Raw genomic sequence first — 22,325 nt, 5'->3', positions numbered from 1 at the left:
GACCGCCGGATAGCGTGATGACCATGGTCGAGGAGCTCGAGGACACCGCCCGCATCGCCCGCGACCTCATCCGCATCGACACCACCAACTGGGGCGGCGGCACGGCGCGCGGTGAGACGGAGGCCGCCGAGTACGTGGCCGCCGAGCTCCGGCGGATCGGTCTCGAGCCGACCCTGTGGGATGCCGCCGAGCGCCGCACGAACGTCGTCGCGCGGGTCCCCGGGCGCGATCCGTCGCGGCCGGCGCTCGTCGTGCACGGTCACCTCGACGTCGTGCCGGCCGACCCCGCCAACTGGAGCGTCGACCCGTTCGGCGGCGAGGTCCGCGACGGTCTGCTGTGGGGCCGCGGCGCCGTCGACATGAAGGACATGGATGCCATGATCCTGACCGCGCTCGGCGACCTCCACGCGGCGGGGGAGCAGCCGGCGCGCGACCTGATCGTCGCGTTCTTCAGCGACGAGGAGAACGGCGGCGTCTTCGGGGCGCACGAGGTCGTGCGGCAGCACCCCGAGTGGTTCGCGGGCGCGACCGAGGCGATCAGCGAGGTCGGCGGGTACTCGGTGGAGGTCGGGGGCACCCGCGCCTACCTGCTGCAGACGGGGGAGAAGGCGCTCGTCTGGGCGAAGCTGACCGCCCGCGGGACAGCGGCGCACGGGTCGCGGGTGATCCTCGACAACGCGGTCACCAAGCTCGCCCGCGCGGTGGTGGCGCTCGGCGAGGAGGAGTGGCCGCTGCACCTCACCGACACCACGACGCGGCTCGTCGCCGAGCTCCGACGTCTCCTCGACCTGCCCGAGGACGCCGACCCCGACGCGGTCGTCCGCGCGACCGGCACGGCCGCCGGATTCCTCCTCGGCACCCTGCGCGTGACCGGCAACCCGACGGTGCTGGAGGCGGGCTACAAGCACAACGTCATCCCCGACACGGCGAGCGCCCTCGTCGACCTCCGGCCGTTCGCGGGGATGGAGGACGAGGTGCTCGCCCGGGTGCGGGAGCTCGTCGGGCCGGACATCGAGGTCGAGGTGCTGCACCGCGACCCCGGGCTCGAGTTCCCGTTCGAGAGCGACCTGGTCGGGAGCATGACCCGCGCCCTGCAGCGGCACGACCCCGGTGCACCCGTGCTGCCGTACCTGATGAGCGGCGGCACCGACAACAAGTCGATGTCGGAGCTCGGGATCACCGGCTACGGCTTCGCGCCGCTGCGCCTGACGCCGGATCTCGACTTCCCGGCCATGTTCCACGGGGTCGACGAGCGCGTGCCGCTGTCGGCGCTCGCGTTCGGTCGCGCGGTGCTCGGGGACTTCCTGCGGGACTGCTAGCCCCGACCGGCGCACGCCGTCTGGCAGGATCGTCCCTCGTGGGCAGCTGGCTGGAAGCGATCGTCCTCGGCGTGGTCCAGGGGCTGACCGAGTTCCTGCCGATCTCGTCGAGCGCGCACATCCGCATCGTGTCGACCCTGTTCGGCACCGGGGAGGACCCGGGAGCGGCGTTCACCGCGATCCTGCAGCTCGGCACCGAGACCGCGGTCCTCATCTACTTCCTGCCCGACATCGCGCACATCGTGTCGTCGTGGGTGAAGGCCCTGTTCGGCCGGATCCCGCGCAACGACCCGAACGCGAAGCTCGGCTGGTTCATCATTCTGGGCTCGGTCCCGATCGTGGTGCTCGGGCTGCTCTTCAAGAACCAGATCGAGACGACCTTCCGGTCGCTCTGGATCGTCGCCGGCACGCTCATCGTGTTCGGCATCGTGCTCGGAATCGCCGACGTGCTCGGACGCCGCACCCGACGCCTCCGCGACATGACGGTGCCGCACGCCGTGTTCTTCGGCCTCGCGCAGTCGCTCGCCCTGGTCCCCGGCGTCTCGCGCTCGGGCGCGACCATCGCCCTGGGCCGCGCCATCGGCTACGAGCGGCCGGCCGCGGCGCGCTACTCGTTCCTCCTCGCGATCCCGGCCGTGTTCGGCAGCGGCGTCTACGAGCTGTACGACAGCCTGAAGCACCGCAGCCCGATGGTCTTCGACTGGGCGCAGACGGGCGTCGCGACGGTCGTCGCGGGTGTCGTCGGCTTCGGGGTGATCGCGTTCCTCATGCGCTACATCTCGAAGGGGTCGTTCATCCCGTTCGTCGTCTACCGGGTGCTGCTCGGCGTCGCGATCATCGTGCTGCTGCTCACCGGCGTGCTGAGCCCGGCATGACCTGGCGGAGTCGGCTCTCGGCGATCCGGGACCGCGTGGTCACGGCCGACGCGGTCTACGGCACGATCCTGTTCGCGGCGCTCATCGCGGTGAGTTCCGACGCCGATCACTCCGGTGACGGCATCCCCGGCGACCAGCCGGCCGTCCACGTGCAGGTCACCGTCGGCGAGCGCGTCGATCTCGTGCAGACGCTCCTCGTCTCGGTCGTCACCCTCGTGGTGTTCTGGATCGCCCACGTCTACGCCCGCACCATCGCCGGGCACGGCGTGCGCGAGGGGGAGAGCGTGCGGCTCGGGGTCGCGTTCCGGCGCGCGATCGCGCACTCCAACGGCATGCTCTGGAGCGCGATCCCGGCGACGCTCGTGCTCCTGCTCGGGATCGTCGGCGTGGTGCCGGATGCGTCCGACTGGGCGCTCGTCGTCAACATCGTGGTGCTCGGCGTGCTCGGCTACCAGGCGCTCTCGGAACGCGGGCGCGCGATCCCGATGCGGATCCTCGGCGGCGTCATCACAGCGGTGCTGGGGCTCGTGATCATCGTCATCGACATCGCGGTGCACTGACCGCGCGCCGTCAGCGGCGGCCCGGGCCCCCGGAGGTGCCGTCACCCGCACGCCCGTCGCGGCGGCGCAGGTAGCGCTCGAACTCCTCCGCGATCGCCTCGCCGCTCGCCTCCGGGGCGTCGACGGTGTCGCGGGCCTGCTCGAGCTGCGAGATGTACGCGGCCATGTCGTCGTCGTCGCTCGCGAGGGCGTTGATGCCCTCGACCCAGGCGGCGGAGTCCTCCTCGAGGGAGCCGCGCTCCACCTCGACCTCGACGAACTCCTCGAGGCGCTCGATGAGCGCGAGGGTGGCCTTGGGAGAGGGCGCGTTGTGCACGTAGTGCGGCACCGACGCCCAGATGGAGAGCGACGGGATGCCGACCCGCTCGGCCGCATCGCCGAGGACCGACAGGATCCCCACCGGCCCCTCGTAGGTCGACTTCTCGAGCTCGAAGCGGTCGCGGAGCTCCGGCGACTCGCTCGAGGCGAACACCGAAATGGGCCGGGTGTGCGGCACGTCGGCGAGCATCGCGCCGAGGAAGACGATGCCCGTGATGTCGGCCGCGACGAACGCGTCGACGAGCTCGGAGGCGAAGGTCTTCCAGCCGCGCGACGGCTCGGTGCCGAGCAGCACGTGGATGCCGGGGCCGCCGTCCGCGGGGCCGTACAGCGTGACGCCCGGCCATTCGAGAACCCGGTTGCCGTCCTCGTCGATCGAGGAGGTGGGCCGGTTGAACTGGTAGTCGAAGTAGTCCTCGGGCTCGAGGTCGGCGATCGGCACGAGCTCGAGCTGGTCGCGCAGCGCCCGGACCGCGTTGGAGGCCGCCTCGCCCGCGTCGTTCCAGCCCTCGAAGGCGACGACGAGGGTCGATCCGCTCCCGAATGCGCTTGCGTCGACCATCACTCCACTGTAGGCGCGCGAGGCGCTTCGTTCCGGGATGACAGACTCTCCGGGTGACCTCGCAGCCCCCGCTCCCGGCCGCCGTCCTGTTCGACATGGACGGCACCCTCGTCGACTCCGAGCCGTACTGGATGCGCGCCGAGACGGAGCTCGTCGAGTCGTTCGGCGGCACCTGGACCCACGACGACGCCCTCACCCTCGTCGGCAACGCGCTCGAGGTGTCGGCGCTCGTGCTGAGGTCGCGCGGCGTCGACCTCGAGGTCGCCGAGATCATCGGAGCACTGACCGACCGGGTGATGGAGCAGCTGCGCGACGCCGTGCCGTGGCGGCCGGGGGCGCAGGAGCTGCTGGCCGCCGTCCGCGGGGCCGGCATCCCCACCGCCCTGGTCACGATGTCGTGGCGACGCATGGCCCTCGCGATCGGCGAGGCCACCGGCGCCGCCTTCGACGTGGTGATCGCCGGCGACGAGGTCGAGCGGGGGAAGCCCGACCCGGAGGCGTACCTCCGCGCCGCGGCGGCGCTCGACGTCGACATCGCCGACTGCGTCGCCGTCGAGGACTCCGAGGTCGGCGTCGCCGCGGCCGCCGCGTCCGGCGCGACCACCGTCGCCGTCCCGTCGCATGTTCCCCTGCCCGCGTCGCCCGCCTACACGCTGTGGGACACGCTGGCCGGACGCTCGGTCGCCGATCTCGCCGCCCTCCACGCCGCGCGGGTCGTCGCGTGAGCCGGGGTCCGTTCGCCGCGGGGGACCGGGTCCAGCTGACCGGCCCTCGGGCGCGGCTGCACACCATCACGCTCGAGGCGGGCCGGCAGTTCCACACCCACCGCGGAGCGCTCGATCACGACGCGATCATCGGCCGTCCCGAGGGGACCGTCGTCCACGCGAGCAACGGCGACGCGTATCTCGCGCTCCGACCGCTGCTCGCCGACTTCGTCATGTCGATGCCCCGCGGCGCGGCGATCGTCTATCCGAAGGACGCAGCCCAGATCGTGGCCCAGGCCGACGTCTTCCCGGGGGCCGTCGTCGTGGAGGCGGGGGTCGGCTCCGGCGCGCTCTCGCTCTGGCTGCTCCGGGCGATCGGCCCCGAGGGGCGGCTCGTCTCGTTCGAGCGCCGCGAGGAGTTCGCCGATGTCGCCCGCGGCAACGTGGCGGCCTTCACGGGCGCGGTCCCCGAGAACTGGCGCGTCGAGCTCGGGGACCTCGCCGAGCGGCTGCCCGAGGCGGTCGAGCCCGGGTCGGTCGACCGCGTCGTCCTCGACATGCTGGCCCCGTGGGAGTGCCTCGACGTCGTGACCGACGCGCTCACGCCGGGCGGGGTGCTCATCTGCTACGTCGCGACGGTGACGCAGCTCTCCCGGGTCGCGGAGGCGATCCGGGCGACGGGCTCCTACACGGAGCCGGATCCGACGGAGACGCTGGTCCGCGGCTGGCACGTCGAGGGCCTTGCGGTCCGGCCCGACCACCGCATGGTCGGGCACACCGGCTTCCTCCTCACCGCGCGCCGGCTCGCACCCGGCGCGGTCCTCCCGCCGCCCGCCCGGCGCGCGTCGAAGAGCGAGTACGGCGAGGACGACGTCGAGGCCTGGACGCCGGGCGCGCTCGGCGAGCACGTCAAGAGCGACAAGCGGCTCCGCAAGGTCGCGCGGGAGGCGCAGCGCCTCGCCGAGCAGACCGGTGCCCTCGGCACGGAGCCGACGCCGGCGCCCGAACCGGGTGCGCAGGGAGCCCCGGACGGCGGCCGGTAGAGTAGGCCCGCTCACCTCCGAGCACCCCACCGACGCTGGAAGAAGGATCCGTGCGCCGTCGCCCCGCGCTCCTGTCCGCCCTCACCGCGGCCGCCCTCGTGGCCGTCGCGCTCGCGGGCTGCGCCCCGCAGGGCCGCGGTCCGGGCAACCAGCCCGCCGGCTGCACCCCGGAGTACGCCAGCGGGGACGCGTCGAACGCGGTCACCGCGAGCGGGTCCATCGGGGCCACGCCGAAGGTGAAGTTCCCGACGCCGGTGGTCGCGAAGTCCAGCGAGGTCACGGTCCTGAAGCCCGGCACCGGTCGGGTCGCGCAGAAGGGCTCGATCGTCGACTTCGACGTGACGGTCTACAACGGCCGCACCGGCAAATCCGTCGCGGGCACCGCGTACGACGGCGGCACGTACCTCCGCGCGGTCGCGGGCAAGGGCCTCCCGCCACAGTCCGGCGCGCTCACCCGGTCGTCGATCGCCGACGCGCTCGTCTGCGCGCAGGCCGGTTCGCGCATCGCCCTGACCTCGCCCAACTCGAAGATCAATGCGGGCCTCACCGGGCTCAGCAGCGCGGTCGCCGTGATCGACGTCAACGCCGTCTACCTCGGCAAGGCCGACGGCGTGAACCAGCTGCCGAAGGACGGGATGCCGAACGTCATCACCGCCGTCGACGGCCAGCCGGGCATCGTGATCCAGGAGCTCACCAAGCCGACGACCGTGCGGACCGAGCTCGTCAAGGCCGGCGGCGGCGCCGTCGTCACGAAGACGTCGCGCCCGGTCGTGATGATGACCGCCTGGACCTGGCCCGCGTCGAGCGCCGACAAGCCGACGGTTCTCGACCAGCAGGGTCTCGACACCTGGACGAACGGCACCGCGATCTCGCTCGACTTCGCCACCAGCCCCTATCCGAAGGCGCTGAACACCGCGCTCATCGGGCAGAAGGTCGGCTCGCAGGTGCTCGTCGTGCTCCCGCCGAAGGACGGCTTCCCGGCCAGCGGCGCTCCGCAGGGCGTGACCGCGAACGACACGCTGATCTTCGTCGTCGACATCGTCGGCATCCAGAAGTAGCGCGCGAGTCGGGCGGGCCGGCGATCCGTAGGATCGTCAGCATGGCCCCCACCGCGTCCCGCGTCCCGGTGGAGGAGCGTCTCTTCAGCCTGGTCCTGGCGCTCCTCGCGACGGAGGCCGGCCTCACCAAGAACGAGATCCTGTCCACCGTGCAGGGCTACCGGCAGCGCTACGACGCCGGCGGCGACAACGCCAACCTCGAGCGCCAGTTCGAGCGCGACAAGGACGACATCCGCGACCTCGGCGTACCGCTCGAGACGGTCGATTCGCCGGGCGACGCGGGCAACAACCAGACCCTCCGGTACCGGATCCCGCGCGGCGCCTATCAGCTGCCGAGCGACATCCGGTTCACGCCCGAGGAGATGACGCTGCTCGACCTCGCGGCGCGGGTGTGGCGGGAGGGGTCGCTCTCGGGGGAGTCGCGGCGGGCGCTCCTCAAGCTGCGCTCGCTCGGTGTCGCCGCCGACGAGCCCACCATCGGCTATGCGCCACGGGTGCGCCTGCGCGACGCGGCGTTCGAGCCGCTCGACGCGGCGCTCGAGAAGCATCTCGTCGTGCGCTTCCCGTACCTCAAGCCCGGCGAGCAGACGGCGCGGGAGCGCGAGGTCATCCCGCTCGCCCTCGTGCAGTACCAGGGCCGCTGGCACCTCTCCGCCGAGGAGTACGTCGACGGGGGACGGACGGAGGGCGCGCGCAAGATGTTCTTGCTGCGTCGGATCGTCGGCCGGGTCACGACCGGCCGGCCCGCCCCCGAGCGCCCCGGCGACCACGCGGCAGCCGCGATCGCGGGGCTCGAGGAGGTCTGGCGGCGCGGCGTCGCGGAGGTCGAGGTCGAGCGCGACACCGATGCCGCGACCCGGCTCGGCAACCGCCGCGATTCGGAACGGCTGGGGCCGACGACCGACGGCGGCGAGCGCCTGCGCCTCCACTTCGTGGACATGGCGATCCTCGCCGACGACCTGGCCGGCTTCGGACCCGAGGTGCTGGTCATCGACCCGCCGGAGCTGCGCGCCGCCGTGCTCGAGCGACTCGAGGAGGCCGCCCGTGGCTGACCGCGTCCCGTCCCTGCAGGCGCGCGACAAGCTCGCCTTCCTGCTGTCGCTCGTCCCGTGGCTCATGGATCACGACGGCGCCACCGTGACCGAGGCCGCCGAGCACTTCGGGATGACGCCGGAGCAGATCCGCGAGGCCGTCCGCCTCATCGCGGTGAGCGGCGTGCCCGGCGAGACCGACTCCTACCAGCACGAGGACCTGTTCGACATCGACTGGGACGCGTTCGAGGAGCGCGACGAGATCCAGCTCACGCACCTCGTCGCGATCGACGACGCGCCGCGCTTCTCGGCGCGCGAGGCGGCCGCGCTCATCGCCGGCCTCCAATACCTCGCCTCGCTGCCCGAGAACGCGGGGAGCGCGACGCTCGCCGGGCTCACGGGCAAGCTCAGCGCGGGTGCCTCGGCCGCCCCCGCGGCGGTCGGCGCCTCCGCCGACCCGGCCATCGCCTCCGCGCTCGCGCTCATCCGTGAGGCGGTGGAGCGCGGAGTGCAGCTCGACCTCGTGTACCTCAACGCGTCGGGGGAGAAGGAGCGGCGCAACGTCGACCCGCTCCGCGTCGAGTCCTTCGACGACGACTGGTACCTGCGCGGATGGTGCCACCTGCGCGGCGCCGTGCGCACCTTCCGTCTCGACCGGATCTCGGAGACGCGGATCACGGACCTCCCGATCGAGCACCGCGCCTCGGAGGTGCGGCTGCCGGACCGTCTGTTCGAGCCCTCGCCGCAGGATCTCGAGGTCACGATCGACATCGAGCCCTCGGCCATGCCGCTCATCGCCGACTTCATCCCGGACGGCGCGACGACCGAACAGGAGGGCGATCGGGTCCGCACGACGCTTCGCGTCTCGCATTACCACGGACTGAAACGCCTGGCCACGCGCATGTCCGGGGTCATGACGGTGGTCGGGCCCGACTCCGCCCGCGAGGCGATCGTCGCCTGGGCCCGCGCCGGCGCGGACCGCTATCGCGAGGCTTCGCGATAATTTCGTGATCTCCGCACCGGAGATCCGGGTTACGCTGGCTTACACTGACACTTCAGCGCAGAAGACAGAGAGGCTCACCATGGGCATTTTCGGCAACGCATTCGGGTGGCCGCACCTGATTCTGATCGTCGCGGTCATCCTTCTCGTGTTCGGCGCGACCCGACTCCCGGCCCTGGCCAAGAGCGTGGGCCAGTCGATGAAGATCTTCAAGAACGAGATCAAGACCGACGACAGCGGCAAGGCCGAGTCGGTCGAGGCGGGCACGGACGAGGGCGTCAAGGCCGACGCGACCGTCAAGCCCGACGCGAGCTCGCCCTCCACCGCGTCCAAGTAGCGACGTGGCCGCACGCACGCGGCAGCGGACGAAGGACCCCGAAGGCCGCATGACCCTCGGGGCCCACCTCGTCGAGCTGCGCAAGCGGCTCTCGAGGGCCGCTCTCTCGGTGATCCTCGGTGCCATCGCCGGCTGGTTCCTCTACGACCCGGTGTGGCCGCAGCTGGTCCGCCCGATCAGGGCGATCAGCAAGCAGCACGAAGCGATCATCAACTTCACGAGCATCACCGGTGCGTTCGACATCCACATGCAGATCGCGCTGACGATCGGCATCGTGATCTCGAGCCCGGTCTGGCTCTATCAGATCTTCGCGTTCCTGGTCCCCGGGCTGACCAAGCGCGAGAAGAAGTACGTCTTCGGGTTCGTCTTCAGCGCGATCCCGCTGTTCCTGCTCGGATGCGCGGCCGGCTGGTTCGTGTTCCCGCACATGGTCGAGCTCATGGCGAGCTTCGTGCCACAGGGCTCGGCGAGCTTCTACGACGCCAAGTACTACCTCGACTTCGTGCTGAAGCTGGTGCTCGTGGTGGGCGTCGCGTTCGAACTGCCCGTCTTCCTGACGCTGCTCAACTTCGTCGGCGTGCTGTCGGGCCGGGCGATCCTCAAGGGCTGGCGCTGGGCGATCCTGGCGATCACCATCTTCACCGCGATCGCCACCCCGGCCGCCGACGTCTTCTCGATGCTCATCCTGGCGGCACCGATGGTGGTGCTCTACTTCGGGTCCGTCGGCGTGACGATGCTGCACGACCGGCAGGTCGCCCGCCGCGCCGCAGCGCTGGAGACCGTCGCGGCGTGACAATGGGTCAGTGACGACCCTCTCGCCCGCTGAGCGGTACGCCGCCGCGAAGGCCCGGAGCCGGGCCCCCGAGCTGGAGGCGTTCCGGCAGCGGCAGGAGTTCGACCTCGACCCGTTCCAGGTCGAGGCCTGCCGGGCGCTCGAGGAGGGGCGCGGGGTGCTCGTCGCCGCCCCGACCGGCGCGGGCAAGACGATCGTCGCGGAGTTCGCGGTGCATCTCGCCCTCGTCGACCCGCGCGCGAAGGTCTTCTACACGACCCCGATCAAGGCGCTCAGCAACCAGAAGTACGCGGAGCTCGCCGCCGAGCACGGGGCCGCGAACGTCGGCCTCCTCACCGGCGACACCAACGTCAACAGCTCGGCCCGCGTCGTCGTCATGACGACCGAGGTGCTGCGCAACATGCTCTACGCCGACTCCGCGCTCCTCCGCGACCTCGCGTACGTGGTCATGGACGAGGTGCACTACCTCGCCGACCGCTTCCGCGGCGCGGTCTGGGAGGAGGTCATCATCCACCTCCCGCGCGAGGTGCGGCTCGTCTCGCTGAGCGCCACCGTCTCCAACGCGGAGGAGTTCGGCGATTGGCTGCAGGCCGTGCGCGGCGACACCGACGTCGTCGTCTCGGAGGATCGGCCCGTGCCGCTCGAGCAGCACGTGCTCCTGCGCACGAAGCTGCTCGACCTCTTCGACGACTCCGGCGCGATCGCGGCGAACCGGGTGAACCCGGAGCTGACCCGGCTCGCGCAGGCCGGCGGGCGTGGCGCATCGACCTACCGGGGACCGCACGCCGGACGTCACCACCGCAAGGGCGCCGGCGGCATCGGCTCCGAGGGCAGCCGCGGCGGGTGGCAGGGCGGCCTCGGGGATCGCATGGATCGCCCGGAGGTCGTCAAGCTCCTCGAGTCGCGCCACCTGCTCCCGGCGATCTTCTTCGTCTTCAGCCGGGCCGGCTGCGACGCGGCCGTGCAGCAGATCATGCGATCCGGCATCCGGCTCACCGAGAAGTGGGAGCGCGACGAGATCCGCGACCTCGTCGAGGAGCGCTGCCGCGCGATCCCGGACTCCGACCTCGGCGTCCTCGGCTACTGGGACTGGCTGGAGGGCCTGGAGCGCGGCATCGCGGCGCACCACGCCGGCCTGCTGCCCGCGTTCAAGGAGGTCATCGAGGAGCTCTTCCAGCGCAAGCTCCTGAAGGTCGTGTTCGCCACCGAGACCCTCGCCCTCGGCGTCAACATGCCGGCACGCACCGTCGTGCTCGAGAAGCTGGAGAAGTTCAACGGCGAGGCGCGCGTGCCGATCACGCCGGGGGAGTACACCCAGCTCACCGGGCGCGCGGGCCGGCGCGGGATCGACGTCGAGGGGCACGCTGTCATCCAGTGGGTCGGCGGGCTCGACCCGGCCGCCGTCGCGTCGCTCGCCAGCCGCCGCAGCTACCCGCTCGTGTCGAGCTTCCGCCCGACCTACAACATGGCGGTCAACCTCATCGAGCAGTTCGGGCGGGAGCGCACCCGCGAGATCCTGGAGAGCTCGTTCGCGCAGTTCCAGGCCGACCGCGCGGTCGTGGACCTCGCGCGCCGCCTGCGTGAGCAGGAGAAGTCGCTCGGCGCGTACGCGGAGGCCATGCAGTGCCACCTGGGCGACTTCGCCGAGTACGCGACCCTCCGGCGGGAGCTCTCGGACCTCGAGCGCAAGAACGCACGCGCCGAGGGGCGCCGCGGCGATCCCGGCAACGAGTCGCGCTCCGAGCGCGAAAGGCGGCAGCGGATGATCGGCGAGCTCCGCCGTCGGATGAAGCAGCACCCCTGCCACGCCTGCAACGACCGCGAGGCGCACGCCCGCTGGGCCGAGCGCTGGTGGCGTCTGAAGCGCGAGCACGACCAGCTCGCGGGCCAGATCCGCGGGCGCACGGGCGCCGTCGCCCAGGTCTTCGACCGGGTCACCGAGGTGCTCATGGAGCTCGGCTACCTCGAGCGGGACGAGCACGGGCGCCTCGGCGTCGCCGGTCCCGGCCGGGCGCTCCGGCGCATCTACGGCGAGCGCGACCTGCTCGTCGCGGAGTGCCTGCGTGCCGGGGTGTGGGATGGGCTCGACGCTGCGGGCCTCGCCGCGCTCGCCAGCTGCCTCGTGTTCGAGCCACGCCGCGAGCGCGAGGAGGTGGGGGAGCGCGGGCTGCCCCGCGGTCCGTTCCGGGCCGCCTACGAGGCGACCGAGGCGATCTGGGAGCGGTTGAGCGCGCTCGAGGAGGAGCACCGGCTCCCGGACAGCTCCGAGCCGTCGACGGGGATCGCCCAGGCCACCTATCGCTGGGCACAGGGCGCCCAGCTCGACACCGTGCTCCGCGAGGCCGACATGGCCGCGGGCGACTTCGTGCGCTGGATGAAGCAGGCGATCGACCTGCTCGACCAGCTCTCCATCGTGGCCGACGGACCGCTCGGCCGCACCGCGCGCGACGCGATCGACGACATCCGGCGGGGCATCGTCGCGTACAGCGCGGTCGCATAAATTGCCCGCCTATAGTGAGCCGGTGCTGCCCGGCTCCGCGAACCCGCTGCGCGCGCCGCTCCCGCTCGGCTGGGCACTCGTGGTCGCGGTGGGCGCGGCCTTGATCCTCGACGGCGCCTTCCCCGATCGCGACGTCTGGCCCGCCGCCTTCCTCGGGATCGGGCTCGCGATCCTGATCCAGCAGGGGCGCCGTCTCGGCGGTGCGTTCCTCGTCGGATTCGTGTTCGGCACGGTCTTCTTCGGCTGGCAGGTGTTCTGGGCGACCACGTTCCTCGGGCCGCTGCCGTGGGGAGCCCTGTCGGTGTTCATGGGCGCCTGGTGCGGGGCGGGCGGGATGCTCATCACGCTGGCCTACTGCTGGGTCGCCCCCGCGTTCCCGACGCTGCTGTCGCGCCTGCTGTTCGTGCCGGCCGTGGTGGCGGGGCTGTGGACGCTGCGGGAGGCGGTGGCGAGCGTGTGGCCGTGGGGCGGCTTCGCGTGGGGCCGCGTCGCGCTATCGCAGTCCGACAGCGCGATCTCGAACCTGTTCCCGTGGCTCGGGGTCTCGGGTGTCAGCTTCGCGATGGTGTTCGTCAGCGCCGTCGGACTCGCCGCGATCCAAGAGGGTCTGCGGCGGCGTCCGTGGGACGGGGCATGGCGGGAGCGGCCCTCCGTAGGGTGGGCGACGCGCGCCGCGCTCGTCACGTCGATCGCGACGCTGATGGTCGCGGTGCCCGCGTTCCCGGTCGCGATCGACGGCACCCTGCGGGTCGGCGCGGTCCAGGGCGACACGAAAGCCGGCTACTTCGACCCGCCGAAGAACTACGGCGACAACCTCCTCGGCCAGGTCGCGGCCACCGAGCCGCTCTACGATCGGCACGTCGACGTCGTCGTGTGGCCCGAGGGCGCCTCCGACGTCGATCCGCTCGAGGATCCGGGGGCCGCCGCGTACTGGGATCAGGTGGGCGCGCGCGCCGGGGCGCCGCTCGTGGGCGGCACCATCACCACGCGCAAGGTCGACGGCGTGCGCAAGTACTTCAACACCGTCCTGATGTGGGACCCGAAGAAGGGCCGCCCGACCGACTACTACGACAAGAAGCACCCGGTCCCGTTCGGCGAGTACGTACCGGAACGGCCGTTCTTCCACGCGATCGTGCCGCAGCTGATCGACCTGATCGGCCGCGAGTACACCCCGGGCACGACGGACGACGTGCTCGACATCGGCAAGACGGTCGCGTCGGTGGCGATCTGCTTCGACATCGTCGACGACCAGATCATGACCGACGGCGTGCGCGAGGGCGGGCGCATCGTCTTCGCGCCCACCAACAACGCCGACTTCGGGGAGTTCACCGACGAGAGCGTGCAGCAGCTCGCGATCGCCCGGATCCGGGCGCGCGAACTCGGTCGCACCGTCGTCAACGTCTCGACCGTCGGCACGAGCGCGATCATCCACCCGGACGGCAGCGAGCACGACCGTCTGCCGACCTACCGGCCGGGCGTGATGGTCGACGACGCGCCTCTGTCCACGACGATGACGCCCGCCGTGATCGGCGGGCGTCAGATCGAGTGGCTGGTGTGCGGGCTGGGGCTCGGCGCGCTCGTCGTGGGACTCACCCTGCGGTTCGGTCGTCGCCGCCGGCGGCGGGTCGAGTAGCGGCGAAGCCGCGTATCGAGACCCGTCCGGGACTCCCCGCTTACGCCGACTTCTTCGAGGCCTTGTCCTGCCCGCGCCGCGCGCGGAGGTACTGGAGCCGCTCCTCGAGGAGCTCCTCGAGCTCAGCGCGGGTGCGGCGCTCGAGCAGCATGTCCCAGTGGGTGCGGGCGGGCTTGACCTCCGCCTGCTCCGTCTCGACGATCTCGCCGCGGTCGTCGACGAGGCGACCCTCGTGACCGGTGCGCGGCGAGTCCCAGGTGTCGGGGACGTCGGCCTCGGCGGCGAAGACGACCTCGAACGTGGTGCCGTCCTCGGTGCGGTACGTGACCTTCTTGCGGGGGGAGAACTCGACGCCCTCTTCGCTCTGCATGCTCTGCGAGCCGAGCCTCATCCCGCGCAGGCTGCGATCTGCCATCGTGTGGCCTCCTGACGCTCTCATGCGCGCCCGGTGGGACGCGACTCAAGTACAACGAGAGGTTCGTCCCGATCCTTCCCGCGGAAAGCCGTTTTCAGAGCTTTCACAGCGGATCCTTCCGACCTCGAAGAATCACGCTCGGCGGCGCACCACGTCCATCGCGAGGTCGCAGCGATCGGTGATGATCCCGTCGACCCCGCGCTCGAGGAGGGTGCGCATCACGGCCGGGTCGTTGATCGTCCAGACGTGCATCTCGGCGCCCGCGCCGTGCACCGCAGCGATGACCCGTGAGGACGTCGTCGACATCCCGAGCACCCGCTGCGGGATCTGGATCGCATCGACGTCGCGCAGGGCGCGCCGCACCAGGGCCGCGATGCCCAGGCGGGCCGCGAGCACGGTCACGAGCACCCCGAACGACGAGACCGAGGTCGCGACGCCCGGGAGACGATCGACGGCCGCCCGTCGTCGACGTCCGCTGAACGAGCTGATCAGCACCCGCTGGGTGGCGTGCGCAGCGAGGATCGCCGCGGCGGCGGGCTCGGCGGCGGCCGGATCCTTGATGTCGATGTTGAACCGCGCGTCGGGGAAGGCGTCGAGCGCCTCCGCCAGCGTCGCGTAGATCTGGCCCTCGCCGAGATCGATGCGGGCCAGCTCGGCCGCCGTCAGCTGCCCCACCCGCACGTCGCGACCGGTCAGCCGCGACAGGTCGGCATCGTGGCTGATCACGGCCACGCCGTCGGCCGATGCGTGCACGTCGGTCTCGATGTAGTCGACCCCCGTCGCGAGCGCGCGGAGGAACGCGAGGAGCGTATTCTCGGGGGCCTCGACGGCGAGACCTCGATGGGCGATGACGCGGGGGAGAGCGGGGGCGAACCAGCCCCCGGCCGCGACCCGCCCGTTACGAGGCCGTGCCGCCATCCGGGGTCGTGTCGGTCGCGGGGGCGGCCGTTCGGGCGGGGCGCGCAGCCTGCGGGTCGCGCTGGGCGAAGAAGCCCTCGCCGATGCCCTTGAGCGCCTCGGTCAGCTCGCTCGGGATGATCCAGAGCTTGTTGGCCTGGCCCTCGGCGATCTGCGGCAGCATCTGCAGGTACTGGTACGCGAGCAGCTTGCTGTCCGGGTCGCCCTGGTGGATCGCCCCGAAGACGGTCTCGATGGCCTTCGCCTCGCCCTCGGCCCGGAGCACCTGGGCCTTCGCGTCACCCTCCGCCTGGAGGATCGCGGCCTGCCGGTGGCCCTCCGCCTCGAGGATCTGCGACTGCTTGGTGCCCTCGGCCGTCAGGATCACCGCGCGCCGGTCGCGCTCGGCACGCATCTGCTTCTCCATCGAGTCCTGGATGGAGGCCGGCGGGTCGATCGCCTTGAGCTCGACGCGGCTGACCCGGATTCCCCACTTGCCGGTCGCCTCGTCGAGCACGATGCGCAGCTGGCCGTTGATGTTGTCGCGGGAGGTCAGCGCCTCCTCGAGGTTCAGCCCACCGACGACGTTGCGGAGCGTGGTCGTCGTGAGTTGCTCGACGGCTCCCAGGTAGTTGGCGATCTCGTAGGTGGCGGCGCGCGCATCCGTCACCTGGAAGTAGACGACCGTGTCGATCGAGACGACCAGGTTGTCCTCGGTGATGACCGGCTGCGGCGGGAAGCTCACGACCTGCTCACGGAGGTCGACGAGCGGGCGGAGCCGGTCGATGAACGGCACGAGCAGGTTGAGGCCCGGCATGAGGGTCTTGTGGTATCGGCCGAGCCGCTCCACGATGCCGGCATAGGCCTGCGGGATGATGCGGATCGAGCGGAACAGGACCGTCAGAACGAAGATCGCCACGACGACGATCACGATGATGAGGACCACGTTGCCGAAGATCTGACCGTCGGTCATGAGGTGGCTCCTTCGGATTCGGTTCGGTGCCGATCGGCGGGCACGACCACGGCGGTCGCCCCGTCGATGGAGGTCACGACGACCTGTTCGCCCTCGACGAGGACATCGGTCGAGGAGGGGCTCCCGATGCGGGAGGTCCAGGTCTCGCCGTTCGCGAGCTTCACCTGGCCGCGGCCGTCCGGGAAGACGAGCACCACGGTGCCGGAGATCCCGAGCAGCGCGTCGACGTTGGTGCGGGCAGGGTCGCCGCCGCGACGCAATCGGTGCAGCAGGGGAGGGCGCAGGAAGAACAGCAGCAGCATCGCGAGGATGCCGGCCACGAGGATCCCGACCCACCACGGGGCCCCGAGCAGGCCGGCGACGAGGCCGCCGAAGCTCCCGATCGAGAGCATCAGGAAGGTGAAGTCGAGGGTGAGCACCTCGACGATCAGGAAGATGACGATGAGTGCCAGCCACACCACCCAGGCCCACGTGGAGATCACGTCGCCGGGCATGCCTCGACGGTAGCACCGGGGGAGCGCGGGCGGGCCGGTTCGGTAGGGTCGGTTCCCGTGAACTCCGAGACCGTCCTCGCCCCCGGATCCCTCGACGGCGTCCGCGCTCTCGTCACCGGATCCAGCCGGGGGATCGGCGCCGACACCGCCCGCTACCTCGCCGAGGCCGGCGCCCGGGTCGCCGTCAACTTCCGCAACAAGGAGGCCCGCGCGCTCAAGGTCGTCGCAGCCATCGAGGAGGCAGGAGGCGAGGCGATCGCCGTGGGAGCCGACCTCACCGAGCCGGACTCGGTCGCCGCGATGTTCGCGATGGTCAAGGCGGAGTGGGACGGCCTCGACCTCCTCGTCCTCAATGCCTCAGGTGGCATGGAGAGCGGCATGGCCGAGGACTACGCCCTCAAGCTCAACCGCGACGCCCAGGTCGACGTGCTCGAGAAGGCGCTCCCGCTGATGCCGAGCGGGGCACGCGTCGTCTTCGTGACGTCGCACCAGGCCCACTTCATCAACACGACCGCGACCATGGACCTGTACGAGCCCGTCGCGCGCAGCAAGCGCGCCGGCGAGGACGCGCTGCGCGCCCGCCTCGGCGAGCTGGAGGAGCGCGAGATCTCGTTCGTCGTGGTGTCCGGCGACATGATCGAGGGCACGATCACCGCCACGCTCCTCGAGCGGGCCCAGCCGGGCGCGCTGGAGTCGCGGCGCGAGGAGGCCGGCCGCCTCTACACGGTGTCGGAGTTCGCCGCCGAGGTCGCCCGCGCCGCCGTCGACCCGGTGCCGGAGGACCACACCCGCCTCGTCGGCGACGTGAGCGGGTTCGCGCAGCCGTGACGTTCCGCGCGACCTCGCGGGTGCTCCTGTTCGACCCGGACGACCGGGTCCTGCTCTTCCTGCACTACGGCAAGAGCCGCGAGGTCCCGCCGCGCTGGATCACGCCGGGCGGGGGAGTGGACCCGGGGGAGGACCACGACGCGGCCGCGATCCGCGAGCTGCGCGAGGAGACCGGGCTCGAGCTCGACGTGGTGCCGGCGCCGTTCGCGGAGTCGGACTTCGCGCCCGACCAGCGCTGGCATCCGTACGACGAGGGGCACTGGGCCTGGTACGCGATCCGCGTCCCGGCGGCGTTCGAGCCCCAGCGCGACGGCTGGACCGACGAGGAGCTGAGCGAGATCGTCGCGTGGCGGTGGATGACCGCCGCGGAGATCGACGAGGAGGTCGCGACCGCCCACGAGGCGGAGCCCGCGGATCTGGCCGACCTGGTCCGCATCCACGCACCGACGAAGGGACACCCATGACCGACCTGCCCGTCTACCGCGCCGAGGACATCGATCCGACGGGCCTCGACGTCCCGTCGTTCGAGAACGACGACGCCGTGGCGCTCGGGCTCGAGGCGATCGCCGCCATCAAGGCGGCCGGTCGGAGCCTCGCCGTTCGCATCGTGCTGCGCGGCGACGTCGTCTTCGTCGCCAAGCTCGGCTCCACGGGGCCCGGCAACGACCCGTGGCTCGCGGGCAAGTCCGCGGTGGTCGAGCGCTTCGGTGAGCCGTCGCTGCGCGTGCGCCGAACCCACGAGGAGGCGGGCACCCCGTTCGAGGAGCGCGACGACGTCGACCACGACGTCCTCAAGGCCCACGGCGGCTCGCTGCCCATCCGGGTCGACGGGCAGATGGTCGGCACGATCACGATGTCGGGGGAGCCGGACGTGATCGACCACCAGGTCGTCACCGACGCCGTCGCCCGCTACCTCGCGGTCCGCGGCTGAATCGAGCGCACGCCACGACGGCCCCCGGAGATCCTCCGGGGGCCGTCGTGCGTCATCCGATCGGTGCCGCTAGTGAGCGACCCCGTTCGAGTACGTCGTCACGGTCTGCGCCTGACCGGAGACCGTCCCGGTCGCGGCGGGACCCTGCCCATCGATCACGTGGTCGATCGTCCCCGCGTTCGTGTTGAGCGCGACGGTCGTCATGTCGTGCATCACCACACCGGGCCGGTTCGGCACCTCGAACGACTGCGTCGCGTGGAGGCTCGGGTTGACGTTCGTGTAGATGTAGCTGCCGAGCCCCCAGGCTTCGTGCGTCTGCACGGAGTCCGCGACCTTGTACGCCGCCCAGCCGTTCACCCCGTCGTGCTGCCAGGCGGCCTGGTTCGGCGCGTCGTAGGGCAGCTCGTTCTGGAAGAACACGGTCCGACCGCGCTCGCCGTTCCACACCACGTTGTACTTCTGGTAGTGCTCGACGAAGAGCCCAGTGGCGGTGACGTCGTCGCCGTTCACGACCACGCCGGTGTCGGCGGTGTTGACCGTCCACCCGACCGAGCCCTCGACACCGTGATCGGCTCGCCAGGCCCAGATGTCGTCAAGGATCGTGTCATCGGTGTTCACCTCGAGACTCGTCGTGGCCTTGCCGACGTGCGGTCCGCCGATGCGGAAGAACACGTCCTGCAGGGCGGTCGGGTCGGCGGCGCTGGCGTGGTGCGGGCCGCCCTTCTGGTGCCCGGTGCCGACGCGCAGCAGGGTGGGGGAGTTCACGGTGCCGGCGTCGAAGGTGAGACCCGCGATGTCGACGCCGCGGACGTCGGCGACGGTCATCGGCACGGAGCCGTTCTGCGCGGTCAGGGTCGCGAGACCGAGACCCAGGACCACGGTGTCGGCGCGCTTGACCGCGATGCTCTGCGCGACGTCGTAGACGCCGGGCGTGATGAGCAGGTTCTTGCCCTGCGCGAGCGCGCAGTTGATCTTCGCGATCGAGTCCGACGGGTGCGCCACGAAGAAGCTGCTGAGCGGCAGCGACCTGCCCGGCGTGTGGCCGTTCGCCCAGGTGGTGCCGACCGAGTTGGTCTGCGCGCTCGGCACGAACACCCGGTAGGCGCCGTTGGCGTCGACGTACAGGTACGGCTTCTCACGGGAGACCGGGGTCGCCGTCAGCGTCGTGTACGGAGGGTTCGGGAACGACTGCGCCGGCGCGTTGATGTCGCCGGAGAACACCTGGTTCCAGACGCCGTTCGACCAGCCGGCACCGAGGTCCGTGTTGCGCACGTAGAACTGCTGCTGCGAGCCGTTCAGCGCGCCGCCCTCGAGCTTCGAGTCGGCGACGAAGCCGCCGCTGGCGTAGTTCGGGCTCTCGCAGTACGGCATGAACGTCGTGTAGTCCTTGACGTCCACGCGCCGCATGGGCGCCGCCTGCGAGACCGCCCACATCTCGTTGCCGGTGTGGCAGGCGTCCGAGGTCGGCACGACGTGGATGGTGAGGTTCGACATCGCCCGCCAGAACGTGTCGAGCGCGCCGCTGCCGTTCTTGCCGATCGCGGTGACCCCGCCGTTGATCGTGACCCCGGACGGGTCCTGCCCGAGACCGTCGACCTCGGTTTAGTAGCCCACCCGGATGTCGAGCGGGTTCGTGGCCGACCCGTACGTTCCCGGCTTGAACAGGAGGGCGTAGCGCGCCGTTCCCATCTCGTTGTCGGCCTGCTGCGCGTAGATCGCGTCGACCTTCGCCTGGATGTCGGCCTGCGGCATGTCCGGCGAGAACACCACCACGTTCGGGCCGAGATCGGAGGACGACGGCGCGGCGGCCGCGACCTGCGTCGTGCCGAGGACGCCGAACGCGACCGCACCGACCACGGCGCCGGCGCCGATGATGCGTCGACCGACTCGGGGTCGTCCGGAAGGGGATGGAACTGAGGAATTCACCGTGACCTGCTTCCTGGCAGATACATGGCCCTCGGCGCAACCGGGAGGACATCGCTGTCCTCGGGGCGGACGTCGACGGCCGCCTGATGTGGAACTGGTGCAGCCTAGCCACGCGACGGTGATCGTGACCATTGGGGGAATCACGTAGTCCCGTCATCCGATAATCAGCATTATGTCAGTAGGTAAATACTCTTTGTGCGTCTGATGCAATTACCGCATCTTTCGCGACCGGGACGATTTGCGCGAGAACCCTCCCCTGACCTGGGGTTTACAAGGTCACGTTCATCGTTGATGACGATGCCTGGCTTGGCCAGAGCCCGTGCACGCGTGGCCCTTGAATGCGGCTTGACCGGGCATTTCTTGACTGCGCGTTGCGACAGACGCAAATAATGTGCGACAGTCGCAACGTGCCCCGGAGCGTGTTCAGCGCGTGAAAGACGAGCGCGACAACGTCGTCTTCGCTCCCTTCGGGAGCGAAGCGCCGGATCCGGATCGCTTCATCGCGGAGGTGCTCAAGGGCTGGGAGCGCCAGCAGCAAGCGAAGGACTTCTCCCCCGCCACCATCCGCGTTCGTCGCAAGCTCGTGCAGCAGCTCATCGACTTCAGCGGCCATTACCCGTGGGAATGGACACTCGGCGACGCCGACGAGTTCTTCTCGCATGCCCGCGGCGTGAAGAACCTCTCTCACTCCACGGTGCGCAGCTATCAGACCTCGATCAAGCTGTTCTGCGACTACGCGACAGACAGCCGCTACGACTGGAACGAGCAGAGCGCCCGCCTGTTCGGGAGCGTGTTCGTTCAGATCGTCACGGAGCTGAACAGAGTCACCCACTCGGTCCCGACCGAGACCCGGCCGAAGAAGCGACCGTTTACGCAGAACGAGCTGCAGCAGCTGTTCGATCTCGCGGACCTCGAGGTGGTGCGGATCCGTGAGTCCGGCCGACGAGGCGGTCTCGCTGCATGGCGCGACGCGGTCGCGTTGAAGACGACGTACGCGTGGGGTCTTCGCTCGAACGAGGTCCGACACCTGCAGCTCGTCGACTTCTCCCGCAACGGCTCCGCGCCCTACTTCGGCGATTTCGGCGTCCTGCGAGTCCGATGGGGCAAGCCGCCCCGAGGATCCGCGAAGAAGGTCCGTTCCGTGCTGACCGTCTGGCAATGGTCGGTCGACGTGGTTCGGGATTGGGTCGAGTGGGGACTGCAGGAGTTCGGAGATCCGATCACGGATCTGTTCCCCACCTCTGGCGGGAAGATCGTCGGCGAGTCGCATCTGTGGTCGAAGTTGCGCGCTCTCGTCGACGAGCTCGGGTTCCCGCCGGGGCTCGACATTCACTCCTTCCGCCGCTCGTACGCGACCCATCTGCAGTACGTCGAGAAATTCGACGCGACCTTCGTTCAACACCAGATGGGTCACGAGCACGTCTCGACAACCACGGGCTACACCCTCCCCTCCCCCGACTACCAAGTGCTCGCACTGAAGGCAGCGCACGAGCGCACCCTCGCGGCCGCACAAGCTCTCATCGATGAAAAGAGGAAGTCATGACCCGACGCGAGATCGACTACGCGTGGCACCTGCCCGAGCTCATGGCCCGGCGCCACATCCGGAAGGCCAAGGACCTCGCTCCCCTGCTGCAAGAACGTGGCATCACCCTCACCGTCAACGCGGTGTGGCGGATCGTGAATCAGGACCCCGAGCGTGTCTCGCTCAAGGTGCTCGCAGCGCTGTGTGACGTGCTCGACGTGACGCCCAACGACCTCATCACCTTCACCGCGCACGACACAACTACCGTCCGCGCGAAGAGACGGGCCGGCTCTCGCGCCGACGGCATCCCCGACATCCGCGACCACAAGCCCGTACGGGCCCGCATCATCGACGATGACCAATAGCAGCGGCCGCCCAGCGACCGGCGGGAACGGGTCGCGGCGCTCTCCCACGATCCTCGGGTTCGTCGAGCCTCAGAAGCGTGGCCGACCGCGAGCGGAAGGCAACCTGACCTGCGACCGATGCCGGCGGGCCACCCCTCGGATACGGGTTCGGTGGCCCGACGGCCAAATCTGCGGAGCATGCTTCACCCAAGCGACGCACACCTTCGGCACCTGCGCCGGATGCAGCGAACACCGGATGCTG

At 70.6% G+C, this 22,325-nt stretch carries 24 protein-coding genes; 17 read left to right on the top strand and 7 right to left on the bottom strand.

Annotated elements, in window-relative coordinates; translation table 11 throughout:
• Positions 1-17 precede the first annotated feature (17 nt).
• From ACTHM3_RS09385 to ACTHM3_RS09375, 3 genes are read left to right on the top strand one after another with little or no spacing between them, the layout of a single operon-like run.
• Positions 18-1,319: a M20/M25/M40 family metallo-hydrolase gene (locus ACTHM3_RS09385; RefSeq protein WP_440405827.1), complete on the top strand. Its 1,302-nt coding sequence runs from the start codon at positions 18-20 to the stop codon at positions 1,317-1,319.
• Positions 1,320-1,357: 38 nt separating this feature from the next.
• A complete protein-coding gene (locus ACTHM3_RS09380) occupies positions 1,358-2,194 on the top strand; it encodes an undecaprenyl-diphosphate phosphatase (protein WP_440405826.1) in 837 nt (278 codons plus the stop codon).
• Positions 2,191-2,754: a hypothetical protein gene (locus ACTHM3_RS09375; RefSeq protein WP_440405825.1), complete on the top strand. Its 564-nt coding sequence runs from the start codon at positions 2,191-2,193 to the stop codon at positions 2,752-2,754. The genes ACTHM3_RS09380 and ACTHM3_RS09375 overlap by 4 nt, the downstream gene beginning before the upstream one ends.
• A 10-nt stretch (positions 2,755-2,764) precedes the next feature.
• On the opposite strand, the gene ACTHM3_RS09370 is transcribed toward ACTHM3_RS09375, so the two are convergent.
• Complete coding sequence (locus tag ACTHM3_RS09370; protein WP_440405824.1) at positions 2,765-3,634, bottom strand: PAC2 family protein; 870 nt, start codon at positions 3,632-3,634, stop codon at positions 2,765-2,767.
• A 53-nt stretch (positions 3,635-3,687) separates the two neighbouring features.
• On the opposite strand from ACTHM3_RS09370, the gene ACTHM3_RS09365 reads away from it, so the two are divergent.
• The 9 genes from ACTHM3_RS09365 (at position 3,688) to lnt (ending at position 13,733) form a co-directional block, all read left to right on the top strand.
• Complete coding sequence (locus ACTHM3_RS09365; protein ID WP_440405823.1) at positions 3,688-4,359, top strand: HAD family hydrolase; 672 nt, start codon at positions 3,688-3,690, stop codon at positions 4,357-4,359.
• Positions 4,356-5,381 (top strand): tRNA (adenine-N1)-methyltransferase, encoded by a 1,026-nt coding sequence (locus tag ACTHM3_RS09360; RefSeq protein WP_440405822.1) that lies wholly within the window; start codon positions 4,356-4,358, stop codon positions 5,379-5,381. Before ACTHM3_RS09365 ends, ACTHM3_RS09360 begins: the two co-directional genes overlap by 4 nt.
• 50 nt (positions 5,382-5,431) lie before the next feature.
• Positions 5,432-6,439 carry an FKBP-type peptidyl-prolyl cis-trans isomerase gene (locus ACTHM3_RS09355; RefSeq protein WP_440405821.1) on the top strand — a complete coding sequence of 336 codons (1,008 nt, stop codon included), beginning with the start codon at positions 5,432-5,434 and terminating at the stop codon, positions 6,437-6,439.
• A gap of 41 nt (positions 6,440-6,480) precedes the next feature.
• Complete coding sequence (locus tag ACTHM3_RS09350) at positions 6,481-7,491, top strand: helix-turn-helix transcriptional regulator (RefSeq protein ID WP_440405820.1); 1,011 nt, start codon at positions 6,481-6,483, stop codon at positions 7,489-7,491.
• Complete coding sequence (locus tag ACTHM3_RS09345; protein WP_440405819.1) at positions 7,484-8,473, top strand: helix-turn-helix transcriptional regulator; 990 nt, start codon at positions 7,484-7,486, stop codon at positions 8,471-8,473. The genes ACTHM3_RS09350 and ACTHM3_RS09345 overlap by 8 nt, the downstream gene beginning before the upstream one ends.
• 79 nt (positions 8,474-8,552) lie before the next feature.
• The gene (tatA, locus tag ACTHM3_RS09340) at positions 8,553-8,807 is read left to right on the top strand and encodes a twin-arginine translocase TatA/TatE family subunit (protein WP_440405818.1); all 255 of its coding nucleotides are present in this window, start codon (positions 8,553-8,555) and stop codon (positions 8,805-8,807) included.
• A 4-nt stretch (positions 8,808-8,811) separates the two neighbouring features.
• Positions 8,812-9,600 (top strand): twin-arginine translocase subunit TatC, encoded by a 789-nt coding sequence (tatC, locus tag ACTHM3_RS09335; RefSeq protein WP_440405817.1) that lies wholly within the window; start codon positions 8,812-8,814, stop codon positions 9,598-9,600.
• A 10-nt stretch (positions 9,601-9,610) separates the two neighbouring features.
• Positions 9,611-12,100: a DEAD/DEAH box helicase gene (locus ACTHM3_RS09330; RefSeq protein ID WP_440405816.1), complete on the top strand. Its 2,490-nt coding sequence runs from the start codon at positions 9,611-9,613 to the stop codon at positions 12,098-12,100.
• Between the two features lie 22 nt (positions 12,101-12,122).
• Positions 12,123-13,733, top strand: coding sequence for an apolipoprotein N-acyltransferase (lnt, locus tag ACTHM3_RS09325; protein ID WP_440405815.1), 1,611 nt, complete (start codon positions 12,123-12,125; stop codon positions 13,731-13,733).
• Positions 13,734-13,773: 40 nt separating this feature from the next.
• Here lnt and ACTHM3_RS09320 read toward each other — a convergent pair whose 3' ends face one another.
• The 4 genes from ACTHM3_RS09320 to ACTHM3_RS09305 all read right to left on the bottom strand — a co-directional run bounded on the left by ACTHM3_RS09320 (position 13,774) and on the right by ACTHM3_RS09305 (position 16,512).
• The gene (locus ACTHM3_RS09320; RefSeq protein ID WP_440405814.1) at positions 13,774-14,148 is read right to left on the bottom strand and encodes an RNA polymerase-binding protein RbpA; all 375 of its coding nucleotides are present in this window, start codon (positions 14,146-14,148) and stop codon (positions 13,774-13,776) included.
• A 132-nt stretch (positions 14,149-14,280) separates the two neighbouring features.
• Positions 14,281-15,066: a glycerophosphodiester phosphodiesterase family protein gene (locus ACTHM3_RS09315; RefSeq protein ID WP_440405813.1), complete on the bottom strand. Its 786-nt coding sequence runs from the start codon at positions 15,064-15,066 to the stop codon at positions 14,281-14,283.
• Positions 15,047-16,018, bottom strand: a complete 972-nt coding sequence (locus ACTHM3_RS09310; protein WP_440405812.1) for an SPFH domain-containing protein — start codon at positions 16,016-16,018, stop codon at positions 15,047-15,049. Before ACTHM3_RS09310 ends, ACTHM3_RS09315 begins: the two co-directional genes overlap by 20 nt.
• Positions 16,015-16,512: an NfeD family protein gene (locus ACTHM3_RS09305; RefSeq protein WP_440405811.1), complete on the bottom strand. Its 498-nt coding sequence runs from the start codon at positions 16,510-16,512 to the stop codon at positions 16,015-16,017. Before ACTHM3_RS09305 ends, ACTHM3_RS09310 begins: the two co-directional genes overlap by 4 nt.
• Positions 16,513-16,569: 57 nt before the next feature.
• Here ACTHM3_RS09305 and ACTHM3_RS09300 point away from each other — a divergent pair, with 57 nt between their 5' ends.
• The 3 genes from ACTHM3_RS09300 to ACTHM3_RS09290 are packed head-to-tail and all read left to right on the top strand — an operon-like array spanning position 16,570 to position 18,271.
• A complete protein-coding gene (locus tag ACTHM3_RS09300) occupies positions 16,570-17,340 on the top strand; it encodes an SDR family oxidoreductase (protein WP_440405810.1) in 771 nt (256 codons plus the stop codon).
• A complete protein-coding gene (locus tag ACTHM3_RS09295; protein WP_440405809.1) occupies positions 17,337-17,804 on the top strand; it encodes an NUDIX domain-containing protein in 468 nt (155 codons plus the stop codon). The genes ACTHM3_RS09300 and ACTHM3_RS09295 overlap by 4 nt, the downstream gene beginning before the upstream one ends.
• Positions 17,801-18,271: a heme-degrading domain-containing protein gene (locus ACTHM3_RS09290; RefSeq protein ID WP_440405808.1), complete on the top strand. Its 471-nt coding sequence runs from the start codon at positions 17,801-17,803 to the stop codon at positions 18,269-18,271. Before ACTHM3_RS09295 ends, ACTHM3_RS09290 begins: the two co-directional genes overlap by 4 nt.
• 69 nt (positions 18,272-18,340) lie before the next feature.
• Here ACTHM3_RS09290 and ACTHM3_RS09285 read toward each other — a convergent pair whose 3' ends face one another.
• On the bottom strand, positions 18,341-19,765 hold the full coding sequence (locus ACTHM3_RS09285) for an adenylyl cyclase (RefSeq protein WP_440405807.1): 1,425 nt from the start codon (positions 19,763-19,765) through the stop codon (positions 18,341-18,343).
• A 108-nt stretch (positions 19,766-19,873) separates the two neighbouring features.
• Complete coding sequence (locus tag ACTHM3_RS09280) at positions 19,874-20,128, bottom strand: hypothetical protein (protein WP_440405806.1); 255 nt, start codon at positions 20,126-20,128, stop codon at positions 19,874-19,876.
• Between the two features lie 499 nt (positions 20,129-20,627).
• On the opposite strand from ACTHM3_RS09280, the gene ACTHM3_RS09275 reads away from it, so the two are divergent.
• On the top strand, positions 20,628-21,740 hold the full coding sequence (locus tag ACTHM3_RS09275) for a tyrosine-type recombinase/integrase (protein ID WP_440405805.1): 1,113 nt from the start codon (positions 20,628-20,630) through the stop codon (positions 21,738-21,740).
• A complete protein-coding gene (locus tag ACTHM3_RS09270; RefSeq protein WP_440405804.1) occupies positions 21,737-22,084 on the top strand; it encodes a helix-turn-helix domain-containing protein in 348 nt (115 codons plus the stop codon). Before ACTHM3_RS09275 ends, ACTHM3_RS09270 begins: the two co-directional genes overlap by 4 nt.
• The last annotated feature ends 241 nt before the right edge of the window (positions 22,085-22,325 follow it).

Source organism: Pseudolysinimonas sp., assembly GCF_051954455.1.
Taxonomy (GTDB): domain Bacteria; phylum Actinomycetota; class Actinomycetes; order Actinomycetales; family Microbacteriaceae; genus Pseudolysinimonas.
This window is presented reverse-complemented; position numbering and strand designations above follow the sequence as displayed.

Bases quoted from the DNA above. Each gene is read 5' to 3' on its own strand.
- ACTHM3_RS09385 (WP_440405827.1), top strand. From the start codon at position 18: ATGACCATGGTCGAGGAGCTCGAGGACACCGCCCGCATCGCCCGCGAC.
- ACTHM3_RS09375 (WP_440405825.1), top strand. From the start codon at position 2,191: ATGACCTGGCGGAGTCGGCTCTCGGCGATCCGGGACCGCGTGGTCACG.
- ACTHM3_RS09370 (WP_440405824.1), bottom strand. From the start codon at position 3,634: ATGGTCGACGCAAGCGCATTCGGGAGCGGATCGACCCTCGTCGTCGCC.
- ACTHM3_RS09350 (WP_440405820.1), top strand. From the start codon at position 6,481: ATGGCCCCCACCGCGTCCCGCGTCCCGGTGGAGGAGCGTCTCTTCAGC.
- tatA (WP_440405818.1), top strand. From the start codon at position 8,553: ATGGGCATTTTCGGCAACGCATTCGGGTGGCCGCACCTGATTCTGATC.
- ACTHM3_RS09320 (WP_440405814.1), bottom strand. From the start codon at position 14,148: ATGGCAGATCGCAGCCTGCGCGGGATGAGGCTCGGCTCGCAGAGCATG.
- ACTHM3_RS09315 (WP_440405813.1), bottom strand. From the start codon at position 15,066: ATGGCGGCACGGCCTCGTAACGGGCGGGTCGCGGCCGGGGGCTGGTTC.
- ACTHM3_RS09310 (WP_440405812.1), bottom strand. From the start codon at position 16,018: ATGACCGACGGTCAGATCTTCGGCAACGTGGTCCTCATCATCGTGATC.
- ACTHM3_RS09305 (WP_440405811.1), bottom strand. From the start codon at position 16,512: ATGCCCGGCGACGTGATCTCCACGTGGGCCTGGGTGGTGTGGCTGGCA.
- ACTHM3_RS09290 (WP_440405808.1), top strand. From the start codon at position 17,801: ATGACCGACCTGCCCGTCTACCGCGCCGAGGACATCGATCCGACGGGC.
- ACTHM3_RS09285 (WP_440405807.1), bottom strand. From the start codon at position 19,765: ATGTCGAACCTCACCATCCACGTCGTGCCGACCTCGGACGCCTGCCAC.
- ACTHM3_RS09270 (WP_440405804.1), top strand. From the start codon at position 21,737: ATGACCCGACGCGAGATCGACTACGCGTGGCACCTGCCCGAGCTCATG.